The sequence below is a fragment of the Polyangium sorediatum genome, assembly GCF_029946465.1.
GTDB classification, from domain to species: Bacteria; Myxococcota_A; Polyangia; order Polyangiales; family Polyangiaceae; genus Polyangium; species Polyangium fumosum.
Map to the genome: position 1 here is coordinate 45847 of NZ_JARZHI010000046.1, position 19405 is coordinate 65251.

Annotated in this window: 17 protein-coding genes; 6 read left to right on the top strand and 11 right to left on the bottom strand. The window is 68.4% G+C overall.

Annotation, left to right across the window (positions count from 1 at the left end):
- Positions 1 to 99: 99 nt before the first annotated feature.
- Genes QHF89_RS34850 through QHF89_RS34860 form a run of 3 tightly spaced genes read left to right on the top strand, consistent with a single transcriptional unit; the run spans position 100 to position 3327 of the window.
- Complete coding sequence (locus tag QHF89_RS34850) at positions 100 to 1284, top strand: GNAT family N-acetyltransferase (RefSeq protein WP_136967429.1); 1185 nt, start codon at positions 100 to 102, stop codon at positions 1282 to 1284.
- 19 nt (positions 1285 to 1303) lie between these two features.
- The gene (locus tag QHF89_RS34855) at positions 1304 to 2548 is read left to right on the top strand and encodes a carboxylate--amine ligase (protein ID WP_284721307.1); all 1245 of its coding nucleotides are present in this window, start codon (positions 1304 to 1306) and stop codon (positions 2546 to 2548) included.
- Complete coding sequence (locus tag QHF89_RS34860) at positions 2545 to 3327, top strand: metallophosphoesterase family protein (protein ID WP_284721308.1); 783 nt, start codon at positions 2545 to 2547, stop codon at positions 3325 to 3327. Before QHF89_RS34855 ends, QHF89_RS34860 begins: the two co-directional genes overlap by 4 nt.
- Here QHF89_RS34860 and QHF89_RS34865 read toward each other — a convergent pair.
- The 5 genes from QHF89_RS34865 to QHF89_RS34885 all read right to left on the bottom strand — a co-directional run bounded on the left by QHF89_RS34865 (position 3280) and on the right by QHF89_RS34885 (position 8540).
- Positions 3280 to 4707: a VanW family protein gene (locus QHF89_RS34865; protein WP_136967431.1), complete on the bottom strand. Its 1428-nt coding sequence runs from the start codon at positions 4705 to 4707 to the stop codon at positions 3280 to 3282. The two genes, QHF89_RS34860 and QHF89_RS34865, sit on opposite strands and share 48 nt — an antisense overlap.
- 69 nt (positions 4708 to 4776) lie before the next feature.
- Positions 4777 to 5685: an SH3 domain-containing protein gene (locus QHF89_RS34870; protein ID WP_136967432.1), complete on the bottom strand. Its 909-nt coding sequence runs from the start codon at positions 5683 to 5685 to the stop codon at positions 4777 to 4779.
- Positions 5686 to 5755: 70 nt separating this feature from the next.
- Positions 5756 to 6484 carry a phosphate signaling complex protein PhoU gene (gene phoU / locus QHF89_RS34875; protein WP_136967433.1) on the bottom strand — a complete coding sequence of 243 codons (729 nt, stop codon included), beginning with the start codon at positions 6482 to 6484 and terminating at the stop codon, positions 5756 to 5758.
- Positions 6485 to 6508: 24 nt separating this feature from the next.
- Positions 6509 to 7294 (bottom strand): phosphate ABC transporter ATP-binding protein, encoded by a 786-nt coding sequence (locus QHF89_RS34880; RefSeq protein ID WP_136933270.1) that lies wholly within the window; start codon positions 7292 to 7294, stop codon positions 6509 to 6511.
- Between the two features lie 28 nt (positions 7295 to 7322).
- Positions 7323 to 8540, bottom strand: a complete 1218-nt coding sequence (locus tag QHF89_RS34885; protein WP_136967434.1) for an ABC transporter permease subunit — start codon at positions 8538 to 8540, stop codon at positions 7323 to 7325.
- 351 nt (positions 8541 to 8891) lie between these two features.
- Between QHF89_RS34885 and QHF89_RS34890 the strand changes: the two genes are divergently transcribed.
- A complete protein-coding gene (locus QHF89_RS34890) occupies positions 8892 to 9221 on the top strand; it encodes a four helix bundle protein (protein ID WP_136967435.1) in 330 nt (109 codons plus the stop codon).
- A gap of 267 nt (positions 9222 to 9488) precedes the next feature.
- On the opposite strand, the gene QHF89_RS34895 is transcribed toward QHF89_RS34890, so the two are convergent.
- From QHF89_RS34895 to QHF89_RS34910, 4 genes are all read right to left on the bottom strand, one after another.
- On the bottom strand, positions 9489 to 10757 hold the full coding sequence (locus tag QHF89_RS34895) for an OmpA family protein (RefSeq protein ID WP_136967436.1): 1269 nt from the start codon (positions 10755 to 10757) through the stop codon (positions 9489 to 9491).
- Between the two features lie 289 nt (positions 10758 to 11046).
- Positions 11047 to 11922, bottom strand: a complete 876-nt coding sequence (locus QHF89_RS34900; protein WP_136967437.1) for a hypothetical protein — start codon at positions 11920 to 11922, stop codon at positions 11047 to 11049.
- A 116-nt stretch (positions 11923 to 12038) separates the two neighbouring features.
- Positions 12039 to 12371, bottom strand: a complete 333-nt coding sequence (locus QHF89_RS34905) for a hypothetical protein (protein ID WP_136967438.1) — start codon at positions 12369 to 12371, stop codon at positions 12039 to 12041.
- A 337-nt stretch (positions 12372 to 12708) separates the two neighbouring features.
- On the bottom strand, positions 12709 to 13590 hold the full coding sequence (locus QHF89_RS34910; RefSeq protein ID WP_284721309.1) for a hypothetical protein: 882 nt from the start codon (positions 13588 to 13590) through the stop codon (positions 12709 to 12711).
- A 278-nt stretch (positions 13591 to 13868) separates the two neighbouring features.
- On the opposite strand from QHF89_RS34910, the gene QHF89_RS34915 reads away from it, so the two are divergent.
- Together QHF89_RS34915 and QHF89_RS34920 are read left to right on the top strand one after the other, a co-directional pair.
- Positions 13869 to 15137: a hypothetical protein gene (locus QHF89_RS34915; protein WP_136967440.1), complete on the top strand. Its 1269-nt coding sequence runs from the start codon at positions 13869 to 13871 to the stop codon at positions 15135 to 15137.
- A gap of 8 nt (positions 15138 to 15145) precedes the next feature.
- Complete coding sequence (locus QHF89_RS34920; RefSeq protein ID WP_136967441.1) at positions 15146 to 15673, top strand: hypothetical protein; 528 nt, start codon at positions 15146 to 15148, stop codon at positions 15671 to 15673.
- 173 nt (positions 15674 to 15846) lie between these two features.
- On the opposite strand, the gene QHF89_RS34925 is transcribed toward QHF89_RS34920, so the two are convergent.
- Entirely contained in the window at positions 15847 to 16314 is a 468-nt protein-coding gene (locus QHF89_RS34925) for a hypothetical protein (RefSeq protein WP_136967442.1), read from the bottom strand.
- 845 nt (positions 16315 to 17159) lie between these two features.
- The gene (locus QHF89_RS34930; RefSeq protein WP_136967443.1) at positions 17160 to 19340 is read right to left on the bottom strand and encodes an alkaline phosphatase D family protein; all 2181 of its coding nucleotides are present in this window, start codon (positions 19338 to 19340) and stop codon (positions 17160 to 17162) included.
- Positions 19341 to 19405: the final 65 nt, after the last annotated feature.

Sequence of the window (19405 nt, forward strand, 5' to 3'; positions counted from 1 at the left end):
TCGCGCGGCGCGCGTGGGGCGCGCGCGAGAAGTCCATACGGCGAAGATCGCGGTTTTTCGAGGGATGCTCGAAATGGCCGCGTCGCCTGGAGGGCTGTCATGGAACTCTGCTGCACCGTGGTCTCCGATATCGCCGAGCTCGAGGCCATGCAGGGGGATTGGGAGGCGCTGCTCGATCGCAGCGATTGCAACGAGCCTACGCTCTCCCCTTTGTGGATCCTCGCCTGGTGGCGCGTGTTCGGCGGGACGGACGGGCGATGCCTCCGTGCGTTACGGATCTCCCGCGAGGGGCGGCTCATCGGCCTCTTGCCGCTCGTGGCGCGGCGCGTGTGGCATCGGGGCGTCCCGTTCCGTCGGCTCGAAGCGCTCCCGTCGGGGGAGGACGAGGCGGACGAAATCGTCTCGGAATACATCGGAATCGTGGCCGAGCGCGGCGAGGAGGACGCCGTCGCGGAGGCGACCGCGCGGGCGCTCGCGGGGGGCCTGCTCGGGGCCTGGGACGAGGTCGTGCTGCCGGCGATGGATGGCAGCAAGCGCGCGCCGTTCGCGCTCGCGGACGCGCTCGGGCGCAGGGATTTGCGGGTGACCTTGACGGAGCGCGGCCGGAGCCCGTACGTGGCGCTGCCGCAATCGTTCGAGGCATACCTCGCGGCGTTGCCTTCGTCGCGGCGGTACCTCGTGCGGCGATCGATGCGGGATCTGGAGAGCTTCGGGCAGGGCGAGCTCGTGCTCACGGTCGCGCGCACGCCGGACGAGCTCGTGTCGGCGCGCGCGACGCTCCTTTCGCTCCATGAAGCGCGCTGGCAAAAGGACGACCGGAGCGGGGTGTTTTCGTCGCAGAAATTCAGGGCTTTTCACGATGCCGTGATGCCCGCGCTGCTCGAACGGGGCGCGCTGGAGCTCGCGGTGCTCCGGGCCGGGGGCGAGCCCGTGGCGGCGCTCTACAACCTGGTCTGGAACGACAAGGTGTATTTTTATCAGAGCGGTCGGCGCGCCGATTTGCCGCCGAAGCTCCGGCCGGGGATCGCAGCGCACGCGCTGGCCATTCGAATGGCGATCGCGTCGGGGCGGCGCGAATACGATTTTCTGGGCGGGGACGTGCGGTACAAGCTCGACATGGCGCTCTCTTCGCGGCCGATCGTGGAGATCCGGGCGGCGCGGCGGACCCTGCGGGAGGCTTTGCGCGACCACGCGGAGCGTGCCGCGCGCGAATGGGCGCGGCTGTGCGGCCGTCCCAGCACGAAGCGGCGTCCGGTGGAAGCATTCGCCGAGGAAGAACCTTGATGCGGAGGGGGAGGGAACGATGCCCGAGCAATCGCTTGTCCCGGCCGTGCTTTGCGGGGATCTCAACATGGTCCGGTGTTTCTCCGGGGACGCGCCGGCCGAGGCGGGCCTGCCCGTCCCGCGCATTCCGTTCGTCGTGGCCTCGACGCGCGCCGGGGATCCGACGTTCGGATCTCGATATGTCGCGCGGACCGCCGTCCTCTCGGATCCCGTGACGAACCCGGATCAGACGGCCGAGGACCTCCGGATCGTGGCGGAACGGACGGGCGGGCGGCCCGTGCTGTTTTACGGGACGGACGCCATGTTGCTCTGCATCTCGCGGCACCGGGAGATGCTCGAGCGGCATTACCGATTTCTCCTGCCGCCGGCCGAGCGCGTGGAGGATCTCGTCGACAAGGCGCGCTTCGCCACGCTCGCGCGGCGCCTCGGTTTGCCCGTGCCCGCGACGGTGGCGTCCGCGGAGGCGAGGACGCGGGCGGAGGTGATGGCGCGCGTGCCTTTGCCTTGCGCGGTGAAACCCGTGAATCACACGTCGTTCCGCACCTCCGCGGCCGTGCGCGAGGAGGGAGGGTTGCCCTGGAAGGCGTTTTTCGCGCGGACGCCGGAGGAGCTCGACAAACGCCTCGCGCAGATGCGGCGGTCGGGCACGGCGTTCGTCGTGCAGCGGTACGTGCGCGGCGGCGACGATCACATCACGAGCTTTCACGCGTGGATGAATGCGCGCGGCGAGCCCGTCGCCCATCACGTGGGCAAGAAGATCCGGACGTACCCGTCGGGCTCGGGCGAGAGCACGTTCATCGAGATCGTGGAGGATCCCGAGGTGACGCGGGTCGGGCTCGAGGTCGTGCGGGCGCTCGGGCTCGTGGGCGTGGTGAAGCTCGATTTCAAGCGGGACGCGGAGACGGGCGAGCTCTTTTTGCTGGAGGCGAACCCGCGCTTCAATCTGTGGAACCGGCTCGGCGCGGCGTCCGGCGTGAACCTGCCGCTCGTCGCGTATGCCGAGCTCGCGGGGCTGCCCTTGCCGCACACGGGGCCGGTTCGTCCGGGCTTGCGCTGGGCCTCGGTCGAGGGGGACGTGCGGGCGTTCCTCCTCGATTACGGGCCTTCCGGCGCCGTGTCGCTCCGCGATTTCGTGGCCTCGTACCGCGGGCCCAAGGTCTTCGACGTGTTTGCCTGGGACGACCCCTGGCCGCTCGTGCTCACGCTGGCGAAACGCGTGGGGCAGCGGGCCCGGCGCGCGGGCGGAAAGGCGGGTCGGCCGTGAAATACGCCGTCGTGTCGGACGTGCATGCGAATGTAGAGGCGCTCTCCGCGGTGATCGCGGCGATCGACGTGGAGCGGGTCGACGCGATCCTGTGCCTCGGCGACGTCGTGGGATACGGGGCGAACCCGAACGAATGCGCGCGGATGCTCGCCTCGGCCGGGGCGAAGGGCGTCGTCGGCAACCACGATCGCGCCGCGCTCGGGCTGCGGGACACGGCGCATTTCGGCCTGCAGGCGCAGCAGGCGATGCGATGGACGAGGCGGCTCCTCGGCGGGCCGCCGCGCGATTGGCTCGCCTCGTTGCCGCTCGTCCGGAAGGTGTCCTCCGAGCTCTTGCTCTTCCACGCGGCGCTGCACCCGATGCCGAACGACGAACTGCATTTGTCGAGTTTGTCGCGGCTGGAGAAGAGCCTGCGAGCGCTGCAAGAGGGCGGGTACGGCGCGCGGATCGGGCTCTTCGGGCACACGCACCACGCGGGGGCCTGGCGCGCGCGGGGCGGCGCGTTCGGGCCGGCGCCGGGCGACATGGTGAAGCTCGACGACGGGGCGCATTACCTGATCAACCCCGGGAGCGTGGGGCAATCGCGGGACGGCGATCCCCGCGCGGCGTTCGCGATCCTCGACATGGACCAGGGGGCCGTGTGGTTCCGGCGCGTCGCCTACGATACGACGCTGGCGATGGCGAAGGTGGCGGCGCTCGCGGCGGCGCAGCGGGGCGGGCTCGGGGCGTGGTTAGCCGCTCGATTGCCGCTCGGCCGCTTCGCCGGGCAGAGGCGGTAACGTCGCGGGATCGAGGCCGGGCGGGACGATCAGGATCTCGAAGGTCGGCGGATACACGTCGGTCTTCTCCTCGACGCGCGCCCGGCCCTCCGATTTCACGACGCGGGTCTTCTTGATCTGGTAGCCGCGAATGCCCTTTTGCTTCAGGACGACGCGCCCCTCGCTCAAGCCCGGGCTCTCCTCGATCTTGCGTTTGTAGGGGGATACGCCGACGGTCGCGCTCGACCATTCGACCTCGGCGGGATTCCCGCTCCCGCGGATCTCCACCGTGAGCGTGCCTTTGTCCGCGATGGCGTGCACGACGACGGGGAACGAATAGGGGTTCTTGAGCTTGAGGTCGACGTGGGGATACACGACCGTGGCGTCGAGGCCCATCGGGATGTAGCCGCTCGGCCGGGAATGGTTGATGCGCTCGGCGATCTCGAAGCCGCCGAGGTACGCCGCCGCGTGCAGCGTGCTCGCGACCTGGCAGGTGCCGCCGCCGATGCCTTCCCGCATCTCGCCCTTGAAGATCTCGGGCGCCGTGGTGAAGCCATTCTCCTTCGTGCGCGCTCCGACCTCGGCATTGAAGCTCTTGATCTCGCCCGGCAGGAGCACGACGCCGTCGATGCCGGCGGCTGCCCGCGCGACGTTCTGCGCGCGGTTCGCCTGTCCGCCGACGTAGCCGAAGCGGGTCTCGTATTTCGTGACGACCCGGGAGACGTCGATCGACGCGACGATCTCGCTCGACGCGTCGGGCAGGATCGCGAAGCTCGGGACGGGCACACGCGCCTCGCCGCTCGCGGCGGCCCGCTCGATCGCCGAGGCGGCCGCATACAGGTCGAGGTACTGGCCGGCGACGTGCGTGGTGGGTTTTCCGGTGGCGAAATCGAGGCGCGCGCCGCGGGGCGGGGTGTCGGTCTCGTCCTTGCGCCGCGAAAGCGCGGCGGCGAGCGGCTCGATCGGGAGCGTGACGAAGACGGGGACCGAGACGCCGCCGTGCCGCGCGGAGAGCGCGTCCGCGAGGCGCGTGAAGAGGTCTCCCTCGCGGCCCACGGAGGCCAGGCGCGCGGCGAGCCGCTCCTCGTCGACGGTCGCGCCGAGCTCGGCGAGCGACGCTTCGAGCGCGACCTCTTCGCCGAGGACGAGCGTGACGCGCCGATCGAGCAACACGCGCGCTTGCCTCGCGGCGACCTCGCGCGGCGTCCCGGGGCCGGCCTCGGCGCCGCCGATATGCACGCCCTTGGCGACGGCGTTTCCTGCGGGCAGGAGGTGTTTACACGCGGCGGAGGCCCCCAGCGCCGCGGCGCCGGAGACGAGCACGGCGAGGGCGCCGCGGAGAAGGAAGTTCCGGCGGGGGCGTCGCGTGGTGGACGAGGGGTGCGCGCTTGCGTGTGACATCGGCCCGAGAACGCTTCGGGGCCGAGCTTATCGTTCCAAGCCGCTCGATTTCCAGATCCGCGTGGAAATTCAGAGTCCGATCGCGCCGCGGTAGATCCAGCCGGTCTTGCCGCCCGTCTCGACCTTGAACCAATCGTTCCGGCGGCCGACGAGCTTGATCTTCGTCCCACGCACGAGCCGCGCCACGACCTCGCCGTCCTTGGGATCCTTGCGCACGAGGGCCGTATCCCAACTCACGACGCCCGTGCCATTGGCCTCGGCCTCGCTCGTGGTGCTGCCGGCGGCGGCTTCGCCCTCGCCGGCGGGGGCCTCGGCCTCCTCGGGCGCCTTGCCGGGCGGGTAGAACGTCAGGCCGTATTGCACCGTGTAATTGCGGTACTTGTTGGGGACGTCTTCGAGCGGGAGGTTCGCGAAGGCGCGTGAGGCGCACTGCACGATGCCGGTGACGGTCGAGGTCGGGATCGTCGTCTTGTCCTTCTTGTTCTTGACGACGTGGACTTCTTTTTTCTCGAAATCGATCTCCAGGCCGAGCGTGAGCTTGCCGGAGAGGCCGACCGCGGAGGGGCACTCGGCGAGGCCCTGGAGCTTGGGGACCGCGACGGGGTCGAGCTGGAGGGCCCCGCAATCGGTGACCTTCTTGTTCTTCTTGTCCCAGCAACGGCTGATCTTGCCGGGGCCGACGGCGACCGTCTGCTTGTTCGACGGCGCGGCGGCCGGCTCGGCCGTCGGGGCGCCCGTGGGCGCGGGCGCGGCGGCGGGCGGCGCGGCCTGGGCGGACGCCGTCGGGGGGGCGGTGACCTCGACCTGGGCCTTCAGATCGCCCGGCACGTTGGGGCCGACCTTCACGCCCGCGAGCTTGGGCCATGCGATGCCCAGCACGAAGCCCACCGCGGCGACGATCCCGACCCGGGACCATGCGGGCCTTTCGTCGGCCGGCGAGGGCCTCTCGATCGTGACGGGGCGCGTGGACTTCGCCATGGGCCGTGCCGTAGCACAAGTTCCCGGGCTCTCAGCAAGTTTTGCGCGAGGCACGAGGCGCGAAACGCCCTCAGCCAGGCTTGCCTTCCGCGCCTTCGTTCGCGGGCGGAGCGCCTGTCTCGTAGCGCCGGTTCCGGTGCCGGATGTCCTTGCCGGTGACCAGGAAAACCACGGTTTCGGCGATGTTCATTGCGTGATCGCCGATGCGCTCGAGGTACTTCGCGATCGATTGGATCCGCGTCGCCCGATAGATCGTCGTCGGGTCCGAGGTCATGAGCTCGAGCAGGCGCTTCCAGATCTCGCTGTAGTGCTCGTCGATCGCCTCGTCCCGCGTGAGCAGCTCCGTCGCGCGGTCGACGTCGCGCTCGACGAGCGCGTCGAGCGCTTCGTGCACCACGAGCGTCGCCTCGTCGGCGAGGGCCACGAGGTCGAACGTCGCGCCGAGCGGCGGCTCCTCGTTCAGCTCGGCCACGCGGTCGCAGATGTTCACGCCGAGATCGCCGATCCGCTCGAGGTCCGTCACGATCTTCAGCGCCTTCGTGACGAAGCGCAGATCCGAGGCGACGGGCTGGCGCATGGCGAGGATGCGCATGCAGAGATCGTCGATCTCGCACTCCAGCCGGTTGATGCGCCGGTCCATCTTCATGGTCGAGCGCGCGAGGGCCGTGTCCCGCGTGGCGAGGGCCTGCATCGCCTTGCCGATCATCTCCTCGACGAGGCTGCCCATGAGCAGCAGCCGATCACGCAACGTGCGCAGCTCGTTCTCGTAGACGCGGCTCGTGTGCTGACCCTGGGGCATCGACCTTCGCGTGATCCTTTCAGCTCAACCGAACTTCCCTGTCACGTAATCCTCGGTTCGTCGCTCCCTCGGGTTCGTGAAGATCCGATCCGTTCGATCGAACTCTACCAGATCTCCCTCGTGGATGAACGCCGTGTAGTCGCTGACCCGCGCGGCCTGCTGCATGTTGTGCGTGACGATGACCACGGCCACGTGCTCGCGTAATTCGTGGAGCAGATCCTCGATGCGGCTCGTTGCCACCGGGTCGAGCGTGCTCGTCGGCTCGTCCATGAGCAGCACCTCGGGGCCGAGCGCGAGCGCGCGCGCGATGCAAAGGCGCTGCTGCTGGCCCCGCGACAGGCTCGTCCCCGGGCGCGCGAGGTCGTCCGCGACCTCGTCCCACAACGCGGCCTTTTGCAGCGAACGCTCGACGAGCTCGTCGGGGCGCTCGGCGGGCAGGCCGTTCAGGCGCAGGCCGGCGAGGATGTTGTCTCGCACGGACATGTGCGGGAACGGGTTCGGCTTCTTGAAGACCATGCCGACGCGGCGGCGGACCTCTGCGGGGTTCGTGCCGGGGGCGTAGATGTCTTTGCCGTCGAGCAGCACGCGCCCCTCGACGCGGCTCCCCGGCGTCATCTCGTGCATGCGGTTCAAGCACCGGAGCAGCGGGGACTTGCCGCAGCCGGAGGGGCCCATCAGCGCCGTGATGCGCTTGTCCGCGATGCGCAGCGTGATCCCGCGGATGACCTCCTCGCGGTCCGTCCACGCGCGGAGATCCTCGGCTTTCATCTTCACCGGGGGCTCGCTGTCGTGCGGGTGGTCGGAGGTCATACGGGGATCCGGGGATCACGCGCGGGCACTAGGCCGCGACGAAGAGCTTCCAGGGTAGCGCCGAGAGCGAGAGCGCGCCGATCCAGGCGAGCGGCGCGGTCTCGACGGCCGCGCGGGCGAGCGAGCGGAGGGCGCCACGCCAGATGTCGGGCATCGCCGCCGGCAGCACGACCTCGCGCAGCGTGCGCAGCCGATCGGCGCCAAGCGCGAGGCAGGCTTCCCGCAGCGATCCGGGCACGGCGCGGAGCGCCTCGCGGAAGGCCGTGGTCATCCGCGGCAGGAGGAGGAGCGCGAGCATCGCGGCGCCCGCGATCGTGCTTTGGCCGGAGCCGAGCACACGCACGAAGATCGCGAGCCCGAGCAGGCCGTAGACGATCGGCGGGGCCGCGGCGAGCGTCCGGGCGAGCTTTTCGACGCGCGACATGCGCTTGCCGCGGGGCGCGTACTCTTCGAGCCACGACGCGGCGCCGATCGAGGCGGGCACGGCCATCGCGAGGGCCAGGGCGACGAGCGCCAAGGCGCCCTCGATCGTCACGGAGAGCGAGGCGCGCGCGAGGTGGCTCGACGCTTCGAGGACCCAGACGTCCCACCCGCCCTGCGGCGTGTGGCCTGTGATGATCACGAGGATCATCACCTCGCCGAGCGCCCGCGCGACGGCGAAGAGCAGCGCCGCGCCGATCCCGCCGCGCGCCGACTTGAGGACGATGGCGTTCACCGTCGCGAGCTTGCTCGCGCCGAGCGCATACGCGCCCTCGCGCAGGTTCTGCGGGACGGCGGAGATCACGTGTGCGCTTCGCGCCGCGAAGTACGGCAGGATCATCGCGCCGAGGGCCACGCCCGAGAGGAGCACGGGGTGCGCGCCGAGCGACGGCGTGAGCAGGGCGATCGCGAGGTAGCCGAGGACGACCGTAGGCAGGCTCGCGAGCCCGTCGAGCGTCGGCGCGAGGACACGGCGCGCGCGGGGGCCTGCGAACTCGCTCAGGTAGATCGCGGCGGCGAGGCCGAGCGGGAGCGCGACGAGGACGGCGACGAGCGTGGCGAGGACAGTGCCTGCGAGGAGCGACGCGAGGCCGCTGCGTGCGTCCGCCGCGGGCCCCGAGGCACCGAGCGTCCGCACGAACCCGAGGGCCTCTGCGGCGAGCAGGCCGGCGATCACGAGCGTGGCGAGGACGCTGGCGAGCGCGCAGAGGAACAGGAGCTTCGGGACGACGACGTCCGCGAGCGAACGCGTGACGCGGGTGCCCACAGGGTCGTCGTACCCGTGCTGTGTGACAGGACCGTGACAGAGGGGTGGAGCGGCGAAAAAAAAGCGGGAGCGGGAGCGGGAGCGGAAGCGGAAGCGGAAGCGGGAGCGGAAGCGGGAGCGGGAGCGGGAGCGGGGGCGGGAGCGGGGGCGGGGGCGGGGTTCAGGGGATCTCGCTCGGGGACGGCGAGCGTACCGTCGTGCTCGGCCTCTTCAAGGCCAAGCCGTGCTCACCGTCCTCGCGCTTCGCGCTCCGGGCGGCTCCGCGCGGTGCTGCGCAGCCTTGAAGAGGCCTCCGCGCGACGGTGTGGGACGGGGGTCCCGGCGATTGGGTCGTCGGGCGGAGGTTTCGTCATGCTGAGGATTTACGAAGTCGTTTTGGCCATGGTTGGGGACGCGGCAGGGATCGCGGAGCAGATTGAACGGAGAGATTCCGATCTGGCTCGGCAACTGCGCAGGGCCATGCACAGCGTCGCTCTCAATACGGCGGAAGGGGCAGGGAACACGGCAGGACATAAACGGCAGCGATATCAGACAGCCCTCGGCTCCGCCCGGGAGGTGCTCGCCTGCGTCCAGGTCGCCCAGGCCATGCGCTATATCGGCAACGTTCATCCAAAGGTCCTCGATCGCATGGACCACGTCATCGCCACCCTGGGCCGCCTCGTCTACCGCCGCGCCCCGTAAGAACAAGTCTCCCTCACCCCTCTCCCGGCACGGGAGAGGGGTTGGGGGTGAGGGACTCTCCCGCGACGAACCAATCCGCACGTTCGCGATTGCCTTCGCCCCCAATTCATGAGACAGGACAAGCGACGCCAGCCGGCGCCTTCAACACCGACCGGCGTCTCCCCACAACCCCGTGCTACCCGGAGTCATGAGTATGGCTACGATACCGCTCCATCTTCCGCCGGCAAACGGTTCGGAGCGTATTCAGTAATATCAACTGCGCCCGATTCACGGACCGGGGCGTGGAGCCGAAGCGCGTGATTGCGGCACGAATCGGAAGTGCACGAGCGGCGGGCCGCCGTCGTCGATCTCCGGCCGTTTGATTTCTACGCGGAGGGCCTCCGGCGATACCCCGTGCCGGACCAGCCATCGTTTCACCTGCTGTGCGCGCTCCTGCGCGAGCTGCTCCGCATTTCGTCCTTCATTTGCTTTGACGCGCGCGATGATTCTGATCGAGCCGGGCAATTCTCTGAGGGCCTGGGGCAGCGGTTCCAGCTTGGCAGCTTCCTTCGGTTCGAGCGCGGTACTTCGGAGCGCAAAGCCGACCAAGGCAAGCATCGGGAAGCTGCAATCCCCCGGGGAACGCGCCCAGTTGCCGCTGTTGCATTGCAAGACCTCGCATGACCGTCGCAGGAGAAGAGCGCCTTTATCAGGAAGCCATTCTCCGGCATAGAAGCAGGACGACGAATCGTTCGGCTGGCAGGAGGCGCGTCCGCGATGACAGCCGCACATTTGCTCGCCGATGGTGACGTGCTCCTCGGGCGCATACTGCCTGCCCTGAAGCTTGCACCCTGTCTCGTTCACCTCCAGCTCGGCAGGCGGTGGAAATGGATGAAGCGCGCAGAGGCGCACGTCGGTGAGCGACGGATATACAAGATGATATTTCAAGCGTTCCGGGGGAATGGGCTCGATTCGGCCGTACACGAGCACCTCCACGTTCGGCGAGAAGGTGCAGCAGGTCCAGGAATCGTCACCCCCGCAGCGAAACGCGTACGGGTTTGCTTCGTCTGCAAGCAGCAGGCTCGGAGGCATCCCCTGCTCGGAGCTTTCGAGAGACGAAAGGACGATGGGGCCTCCCGCCGAATTGCAGCACTGAAAGCCGCAGTCCACCAGGGTCATCATCGTTCTGGCGCGCAGCATCCCACGCACGAGCGCGGACTGGCCGGAAAGCTCGTCGGCGCGCGCGAGGACTTCGGTGACATCGAGAGGATCGAGCCCCGAAGGGCATGGCGGCAGCACAGCCGGCTCGAATGGACAACCGTGGTCGATGAGGCACTCAGGCCGAAGGTTCTGGAAAGGCTTGTAGGGTGAATCTGCGGCGCTTGCCCATCCGCGGGTGTCGACGACCCGAGCGGCATCCGGCGCGTCTGAACCGGCATCTGTGGGAACCACGGACGGGCTCGAAGGCGTGAGATAATCCGGTGCTCGCGGTGTGCCGCACGCGATGGAATACGCGATGAGAACCGCGGGCCATCGGTAAAGCGTCCGTGCAAGCACGGCCTCTGTCTACACGCATCCGTCGGCGTATGGCAATCCCTGCGTAATCCGGGGATCCACCCCCTTCCTCAACGGCGGTACACAACAAGATCCCTCTTGCCGCCCCCGCTCCCGCTCCCGCTCCCGCTTCCGCTCCCGCTCCCGCTTCCGCTTCCGCTTCCGCTCCCGCTTCCGCTCCCACTTCCGCTCCCGCTCCCACTTCCGCTCCCGCTCCCGCTTTCGCAGCTGGACGAGGCCACCTGCAAACATCGATGCGAAGACGCTGAAGAGCGCCGCACGACGCCGCGGCTCAGCGTTCGAGGCGCAGCTTGTCCCAGGCCCAGCGGGCGCCGGGCTCGGCGTCGCGCATGCCGATCCTGTTCTCGCATCCACCGGGATCGGGGGCCGCGAAGACGCGCTCGGCGAGGACAATGCCCGAGCGGCGATCGTACACCCGGGCGCGTAGCTGGGAGAGGGAGGTGGTGCTGCCATCGGGGCAGCGGGCTTTTGACGAGACGTCATCCGCCACGAGCACCCAGTCGACGTCCCGGATCGTCTCGGCTGCGCCGCGGAGGCGCGGTGCCGCGGTGCCGCCGAGGACCCACATCGATCGCGGCTTCCCGGCCGCCGGCGGCGTGTCCCCCGGCAGCGTAACCGGGCCCTTGGCGACGCCGCGCAGGACCTCCTCGACGCGCAGGCGCAACGTCATGCCCCCGAGCGGGAACGTCCCCTGCGCGCGGCTGCCATTGCGGAAACGGATCTCGACCGGCACGTCGACGCTGAATCGGTCGTCGGCGACCTCCGCGAGGTGACCCTCGATTATGGGAAGGAGGGCCTCCATCGGCACCGGGATCGCGTCCTCCACCTTCGCCACCTGGCCCGCCAGCGAGACGCTCTCGACGTCGTCGGCCTTGCGACCGAGGAGCCGGCTGGTCAGCCCTTCGAGCTCGAAGGAGCACGTGTGCGGCGCTGGGCAGCGCCCCTTCTCCAGAGGCAGCGGCGCAGGCGCGGGCGGCGGCTCCGCCGGTTTCGACGGCTGCGCTGCGGCAGCGATTTCCACGGCGGTGGGGTCGCCCGAGGGCGACGCGATCGTTCTGTCCGAGGTCGACCCGCCGCACCCCGCCGCAGCGAGGAGCAAGGCCGAAACGACGATGCCGTGGAAGGTGGACCAGGACGTCGGGTGCATGGCGCCTTCTACATCGCCTCTCTCCTGCATCTAGGGGAAAAGAAACCAGGATTTTCGCCTCTTGCCGTCTCGTCAGGGCCGCTCGAACACGGCGACCGCGCTCGGGTCGTCGACGGTCACGGCTCGTAGACCAGGACGCTCTGGCCCTGCGCGATCACGACGACGCGGTCGTCGTCGGAGAGGCCGACCAGGTCGACCTCGCCGGGATGCACCCGCACGCCCGGGGGCAGCGTCCACGTTTGGCGAGGCGCGCCCGTCGCCTTGTCGACGACCAGGAGGCGGAGCGTCCCGGGGTTTTCCTTTTCACGGAGGGCGAGGACGTCGACCGCGCGCCCCTCGCGCATCGCCTCGACCGAGTGGGGGGCGGCGAGGCCGGCAGCCCCCGCAGGAAGCGTCCAGGGTCCGTGCGCATCGCGGGTCGCTCGGAGCGCGCGGAGCGTCTTCGGCACACCCGGACGCTCGTCGCGTTCCGGTGGCATTCGGAGCCCGGGACATTTGCCGCCGATCTTCGTCTCGCACAGGGTGCGGCCCGACGCGACGTCGAGCACGGCGCCCGCTGGGCCTGGGACAAGCTACGCCTCGAACGCTGAGCCGCGGCGTCGTGCGGCGCTCTTCAGCGTCTTCGCATCGATGTTTGCAGGTGGCCTCGTCCAGCTGCGAAAGCGGGAGCGGGAGCGAAAGCGGGAGCGGGAGCGGAAGCGGGAGCGAAAGCGGGAGCGGGAGCGGAAGCGGGAGCGGAAGCGGGAGCGAGAGCGGGAGCGGGAGGAGAACCCGCCCCCGGGAGGGCTACTTCCCTTCGATCTTCGCGCGGAGGGCGTCGGCCTTCGCTTGGGCCTCCGCCGCCTGCGCTTCGAGCACGACGAGCGCCTCCTTGTCGGCGTGGATGGCTGCTTCGGCGACCTTCGCTTCCTCAGCTTCCAGGTCTGCGAGCAGCTTGTGCTGGTCCGCGAGCTCCTTCTGCATTTCGACGATGCTTGCCTTCACCGACGTGATCGTCACGTCCGCCTCGTCCCCAGGCTCCACGCGTTCGCGGCGGAAGAACTTGTCGGCGAAATTCCTGGGGAGGCTCGAATGCTCGTGCGGCAGCTTGGCGAGGGCGCCGTGCGTCTCTTTGCGGCACCCGTTCAGCTTGTCGATGAACTTCTTTCGTTCCCCGAAATCGCGGAATTGATCCCGCGCCCCCTCGGCCTCTGCTTTGGCGGTGACGGCGCTGCTCGCTTGCCCGAGGAGCCCGGCGAGTGCAGGCGCGAAGGCCACGAGGGGCGCATGCTCGCTCTGCGCGAGCGAGGGCAACCAGGCCTTCATCGCTTCGAGTTGCCCCCCGAGGACGGGGCGCTTGAAATCGCTCGGCGTCTTGTTTCCGAGGAAGTGTTTGTACAGCGCGTGCGTCCGATCGCCGTTCGTGATCGTCAAGATGGCATGGACGACACCGTTCGCGAGGTTGTCGAGGAGATCGTCGACGTGATCGATGAGCGCTTGTGCGTCCGTGATGGCGTCGCGTACCACGAGCTCCTTATTTTGCACCGCCGGCCATTCGGCGCGCAGCGCTTCGAAGGCGGCGACGTGGGGGGCGCCGAGGGGGTGCGCTTTGAGCCGACTGTGCGTGTAGGTGATTTCGGCGAGCACGGAGCCGAGTGACGTGCGGGGATAGATGGTGCGTACGGCCATGGGTGTGATTACCTCCGTTTACGGGGTGCGTGATTCGTAGGCCTGGAATCCACATTCCAGGTGCGCCACGTAGAACCCGCGACCTGTGCTGGGCTTGGGACCCGAATGCCCAGCACGTTTTGGACGGGGAGAGGAGCGGCCCTCGGGGGAATCGCGCCGCCGCTCTCCTGTCGTTGACGGTGGCTTGAACGTCCCTGCACCGTCTTTCGCATTGCCCGAAGGGCCGCCCCGCTGATGAGCGGCGAGGGCGGAGCCATGCCCGGGCGGGAGGAAGGTCCATGCAGAGGGGAATTCGGGGGTATGTCGCCCTGCTCGTCGCGCTGTCGCTCGTCTTGTCCGGGTGCGCCTCGTCGCGGGATCACATCATGGCCCGTATCTTCGAGGCGCCGAACGTCATCCACGTCTGCGTGCGCCCGCAGAACGTGCCGAACGACAAGCGAATGTGGGCGCTCGATACCAACGGCTCGCCCGTGTTCGAGGCCCGGGAGGTGGACCTCGCGAGGCGCGCGGGCCTGGGCGTGTATATCTACGATCAGGGGGCGCCTCGCGAGAGCGCGAAGCTCCTCCCGATTCCGTTCCATCGGCTCGAATGCCCGGCGCCGCCGAAGCCCCGCGTGGCCGCGGCGAAGGTCGAGGCCGAGAAGGAGGAGACCAAGAAGGCCGAGACCAAGGAGGCCAAGCGGCCAAAGCCGCTGCCGCGACCGATTCCGCGTGATGCGTCGGCGGTGGAGAGGCGCGTCGAGGCGCAGAGGTGCACGGCGTACGAAGAGCCGGGCCAGACACGAAGGCGCAGCCGCACGGGCGCGCGGAGCTGCACGAGGGTCCTCGTCCACCGGGGCCGCACGGAGCAAGTCGTCGCGGAGAGCCCGCGCGAGGTCGAGCCGCCTGCGCCGGTGAGGTTGTCCGAGGACGCGGCGCGGGAGTATGAGGACTGGGGGCTCAGCCCGGCGGATACCTCCGCGCTCGCGGAAGACCGAGCCCGCGAGTGCCTCGAAAGAATTTGCCATGCGAGGCACCAGAACTTCCTGCCGAAAGGAAAGAAGAAGCCTGCCGAGCCGCGCAACGGGCAGTCGTTATCCACGGGGAGCGGCAGCGGTGGGGGAGGTGGCACGCAGACGACGGTCCGGACCAAGACGCGGACCCTCGGGAAGCCAAACGGCGCGAAGCCGAATGGCGCGGCTGCGGGGCAGGCGTCACCCGCGAATGCGGGCGCGTCGGCGAACGAGAGGCGCGTGCCGAACCCGGACGGCAGGAAGGGCGGGAAGGCGCATCAGGACAAGGTGGACGACGTCGCGGAGGACATCAAGAAGCGCAACCTCGACCCGGTAAAGGAGTTTCCCGTCGAGACCCCGGGCGGTCCGAAGAAGAAGCGCTACATGGACGTCGCCGGGGTTGACAAGAACACGAAGCAGCCTGTGGAGTTCCACCAGGTCGGGAAGCAGAGGAAGGATGGGCAGCCCGTGTCGCGTGAGCGGAAGCCTATCGACGAGGTGGAGCGCGCGAAGGGCATACGGCCCAAGTTCCATCCCTACAACGAGAAGAAGTGAGGAGAGCCATGGGACACCAGTCACGCTTCTACATGACGCCCAAGGACATGGGGGACTTCGAGCGGCGGCTTCGGGAGAAGACGGACTTCATCATCCTCCTCTCGGAGTCGCCCACCTCCTCACCGCGCGTCGTGGACTCGCTGAACTTCTCCGAGAACGGGAAACCGTGGTACTTCAAGTACCTCGCACGGCCCGAGGACCTGGACGCGATCGTGATGCGACACCTGCCCGAGCAGGGCTATTGGTGGGTGCAGGACAGCCCTTCGCCTGTGATCGAGTTCGGTCCTTGCCCTTTCGACGGGAAGTCACTTGGGCCGAGCCGCCTGTATTACGTCGACACATTCCTGGGTCCCGATCGCGAGTGGACGGAGAAGAGCGAGGCCTTCCGGAAATGGGCGAAGAGGGTGCACACGCTCCTCAAGAAGTCCTTGAAGTGGCGTGCTTCGTATAGCGACTACATCGGCGCGGACGCCCAGGCGTGGGTCGACGCCGGTGGACAGCTCGTGACCGACACTGGGCAGCCCATCACCTGGTAGCGGACGGCCTGCCGACGGAGCCCATACCCTCCTCGCGTCGAGCATCGTGCCGGTCGTTCGCTGCGCCCAACGCACGGGCGGCCGGCCATTGGAATGAGCCTCCCCTCGGGACGGCCCCCCAGGAAAGCCCATCGGCCGAGGCTCCACCGGGAGCCTCGGCCGACGGAATGCGCTCAGTTCATCGTCTTGCAGATCGTGGTCGTGAAGCGCCCGTTGATCGAGTTGTTGTCCGCTTCGGCGAGCAGACCGATCGTGACCTTGTCGGCCGAGACGGACTCGACGTTCAAGATTCCCTCGGAGGAAATCACGTTTTGTCCGGGCCCTGTGACGAAGGTGATGGTCTGGCTGCCGTTCAGGTCCGTGAGCTCGAGCTTGAGGGGATATTCACCGGCCGTCTTCGGCGCGCTGAAGAGGATCTGCGTGTCGGACTGGGCGAAGCTGTCACACGCCATGACCTCGATGGGATAGAGGCTGACCGAGAACCGGTCCCCATCGTCCGTCACGACAGCCGATTTCATCGTCCAGCTCGCCCCGGCGACCGTTCCTTGCGGTGCTTGGTCTTCGATGTCGTCGACGCTGGTTCCCCCGCATGCGGCGAGGAGAGCGGTTCCCAATGCAAGGATGCCAAGGCGGATCTTCATGTTCACGAGGTATGCCCTTTCTCAGCTCGTTCAAAGCTGCGATGGGCGCCTTTGCACCAGGCATGCCATCTCATTCGGCGCCCTTTCCAGCTCGTGAGCGACAGGCACCCTCAATGCGTGTAACCGTTCGTTGACGATACCTGTGGACCCCACCTCGGTGCCGTCGGATTCTTGCTTTCGGTGAATAACGACGACGGTCCCCCGGGCCTTTCTTCGGCCCGATCATGGGGGGTGTTTGGCACGAACGCCCGGCATGCCGCCCGATCGGACACCCTCGTGTATCTGTGGGCCGTGTCGGGCGACACGACATGCATGGGCCCGTGCGCCCCCGCTCTGCTTCACGACGACTTCAATCGCAGGGCGACGTCGGCCGCCGCGCGGAGGTTCGCCGACAGGCGACATCGGCCCTCGTCCTCGTCTGTCGGGCGCCCCGACAGGCGATGTCTCCGTTCCGCGAGATGGTGCAGGTCGCCGGACAAGGCGCGTCGGCGCGGCAGGGGGAGCGTCTTGCCGCCGGACACGGGGCGAGGCGTGGTGCCGGTGGAAGGTCGACTGTAAAGACACGGTCCGGCGGCGCCCGAGGGGCCCTGTCGAGCGGCCGAACACGCGCTGTTGGCTGCCGCGGGGGCTCGTCGCGGGGGACGACCGGTCCACGCGCAGGCAAACGCCGGGGGGTGGGCAGCGTCGCTCGGGGGGTCGCGTGGCGGAGGGATGGGTCGCGCCGCCGAACACGCGCCGTCGACGGCCGAGGGCACGTGTCGGGACCGGTTGCGAGCCGAGGCGAGGGAAGAGGGGGGGAGGAAGGAGACGTGGAGAGGGGGAGGCGGGAGGTCCCGCCCCCCATTTCACGCCCACATCAGCGTGGTCGTGTCCCAGCGCTTCCAGGCGCCTTCGATTTCCTTGAAGAGGTCGCTCCCGCCGGCCACGGTCTTGAACCGCGTCTTTTGCATCTTGGTCACGAACTCGGCCGTCCTGCCGGCGTAATTCGTGGTGACCTCCTTCCCGGAGACGGCGTGCAGGGTCACGACGATCTCCGCGGCGCTCACCTCGGCGATGGCATAGCCGTGTGTATTGCTCTCGGCGTGGGCGAGGTGGGGGTTCACCTTCGTCTCGGTGTCGAGCACGAGGTCGTCGATCTGGAGCGCGAGCAGCGGGGCCGCGGGGATCTGGCTCAGGACGGGATCGGATTTCACCTGCGAGCTGAGCTCGTCGCGGAACGGGGTCGAGGAGACGGCGCCGGTCATGAACTCGACGATCTTTTTCGTGGGATCCTGCTCGGCCCAGGGCGTGCCGACCATGAACGTGTGCAGGTCACCCGTCAATGCGACGACATTGCCAAGCCCGCCGAGCTTGCCGAGCAGCTCGTTCCGCTTGTCGCGGAACCCGTCCCAGCCCTCGACGCCCATGTAGAAGCGGCGCTGCACGTTCGCCGGGATGCCCGCGATCTGGCGCAAGTCGACCTGGACCGGGACGATGTTGAATTCGTTCGCCCAGAGCTTCCACGTCTTCGTGGAGCCCGTGAGCGTCTCCAAAAACCAGGCCTCCTGCGCCTCGCCCATGACGTCCTGGGTCTTGGGATCGGCGGCGTAGCGGAGCGTGCTGAAGACGTCGAACGCGTCCTTGTGCACGAAATACCGCGTGCCGATCTGCGCGTAGAAGCTGACCTTGTTGAGGTCGAAATACGAGAGGCCCCGCGGCAGGCCCGCGGCATCGATGGCCGGGATCGGCGGGTCGGGCGGGGGATCGCCGCCGTTGAGCTGGGCGACGATCAGGTTGATGTAATCGACGCTCACGTTGCCCGTGACCTTCGCGGTGTCGTATCCCGAGGCCGTCGCGACCTGCGCGAGGACGCCTTTGTAAAGGCCACCCGCGTACGTCTCGATGTCGACGTAGGGCGTGGCGATCGTGGGACCGGGCAGGCCCCCGGGCGAGGCCACGAGTGTGGCCTCGTCGAAGAGGACCGCGCCGGGGAACGCGTCCTCGGGGATGAGGTGATCGGGCCGGTGGCTGCGGAGATCGGTCACGACGAGGTGGACGTGCTTGCCGAACGTGAAATCGCGATAGATGCGGATGTCGTTCGGGACGTCGGCGGCGGGGTCGTACGCGAAGTCGGGGTCGCCGGCATAATCGACGGGCTGGTACTCGAACCAAGCCTGGTTCGCGGCCTTCCGGCGCGCGACGTCGAGCTCGCTTGCCCGGCCGCTCAGGTACGTGGCGTTCGCGCCCCAGCAGTCGTTCGAGAATTCGTGATCGTCCCAGGTCGGGATCATCGGGAATTTTTCGTGAAGGACCTGGAGCGCGGGGTCTCCGCGGTAGGTGCGGTAGAGATCGCGGTAGTTGTCGAGCGATTTGGCCGCGTAGAATTTCACGTCGCCGCTCGCCCCGAGCTCGATCGCGGAGGCCGGGTCGCGGAAGACGACCTTGCGCGCGTCGTCCGGCGTCTGGAACGAGGGGTCGCCCGTCGTCTCGTAAATGTAATCGCCGAGGTGCACGATGAAATCGAGGTCCTCGATCTCCAGCGCGAGGAGCGTGTTGTAATACCGCCCCACGAAGTCCTGGCAGGAGACGAAGGCGAAGCGCACCGGTACGTCCGCGTCCTCGTCGGGCGCCGTCTTCGTACGGCCGACGCGCGAGACGTAATGGATGCCGTCGCGCTCGTACACGAATCGGTAGTAATAGGTCGTGCCGGGTTCGCCGACGATGCGGGCCTTGACGCAGTTGTCATAGGCGGCGAGGGCCTGGAGCTTGATGGGCTCGGAGACGGGCTTCGTGAATGCAACGTCGAGCGCGACCTCGAGCTCGACGTCGAGGTCCCAGCCCGCCTTTTCGCCGTCGACGACGCGCGTCCAGACGACGACGCTCTTCGGGCGTGGATCCCCGGAGGCGACGGATTGCGGGAAATACCCCGACCCCTTCACGAGCGTACGATGGCCCGTCGTGTTCGAGGTATCGTCGCCGCATCCAGGAACAAACGCGGCGCCGAGGGTGACGACCGTTGCACGAAGGAAGCTTCTACGGCTCAGCATGACGGAAATGTGCCAGAGCCGGGGGCCGCAGCAAAAGCCCGAACGGATTCTTTTTGTCTCGCGGT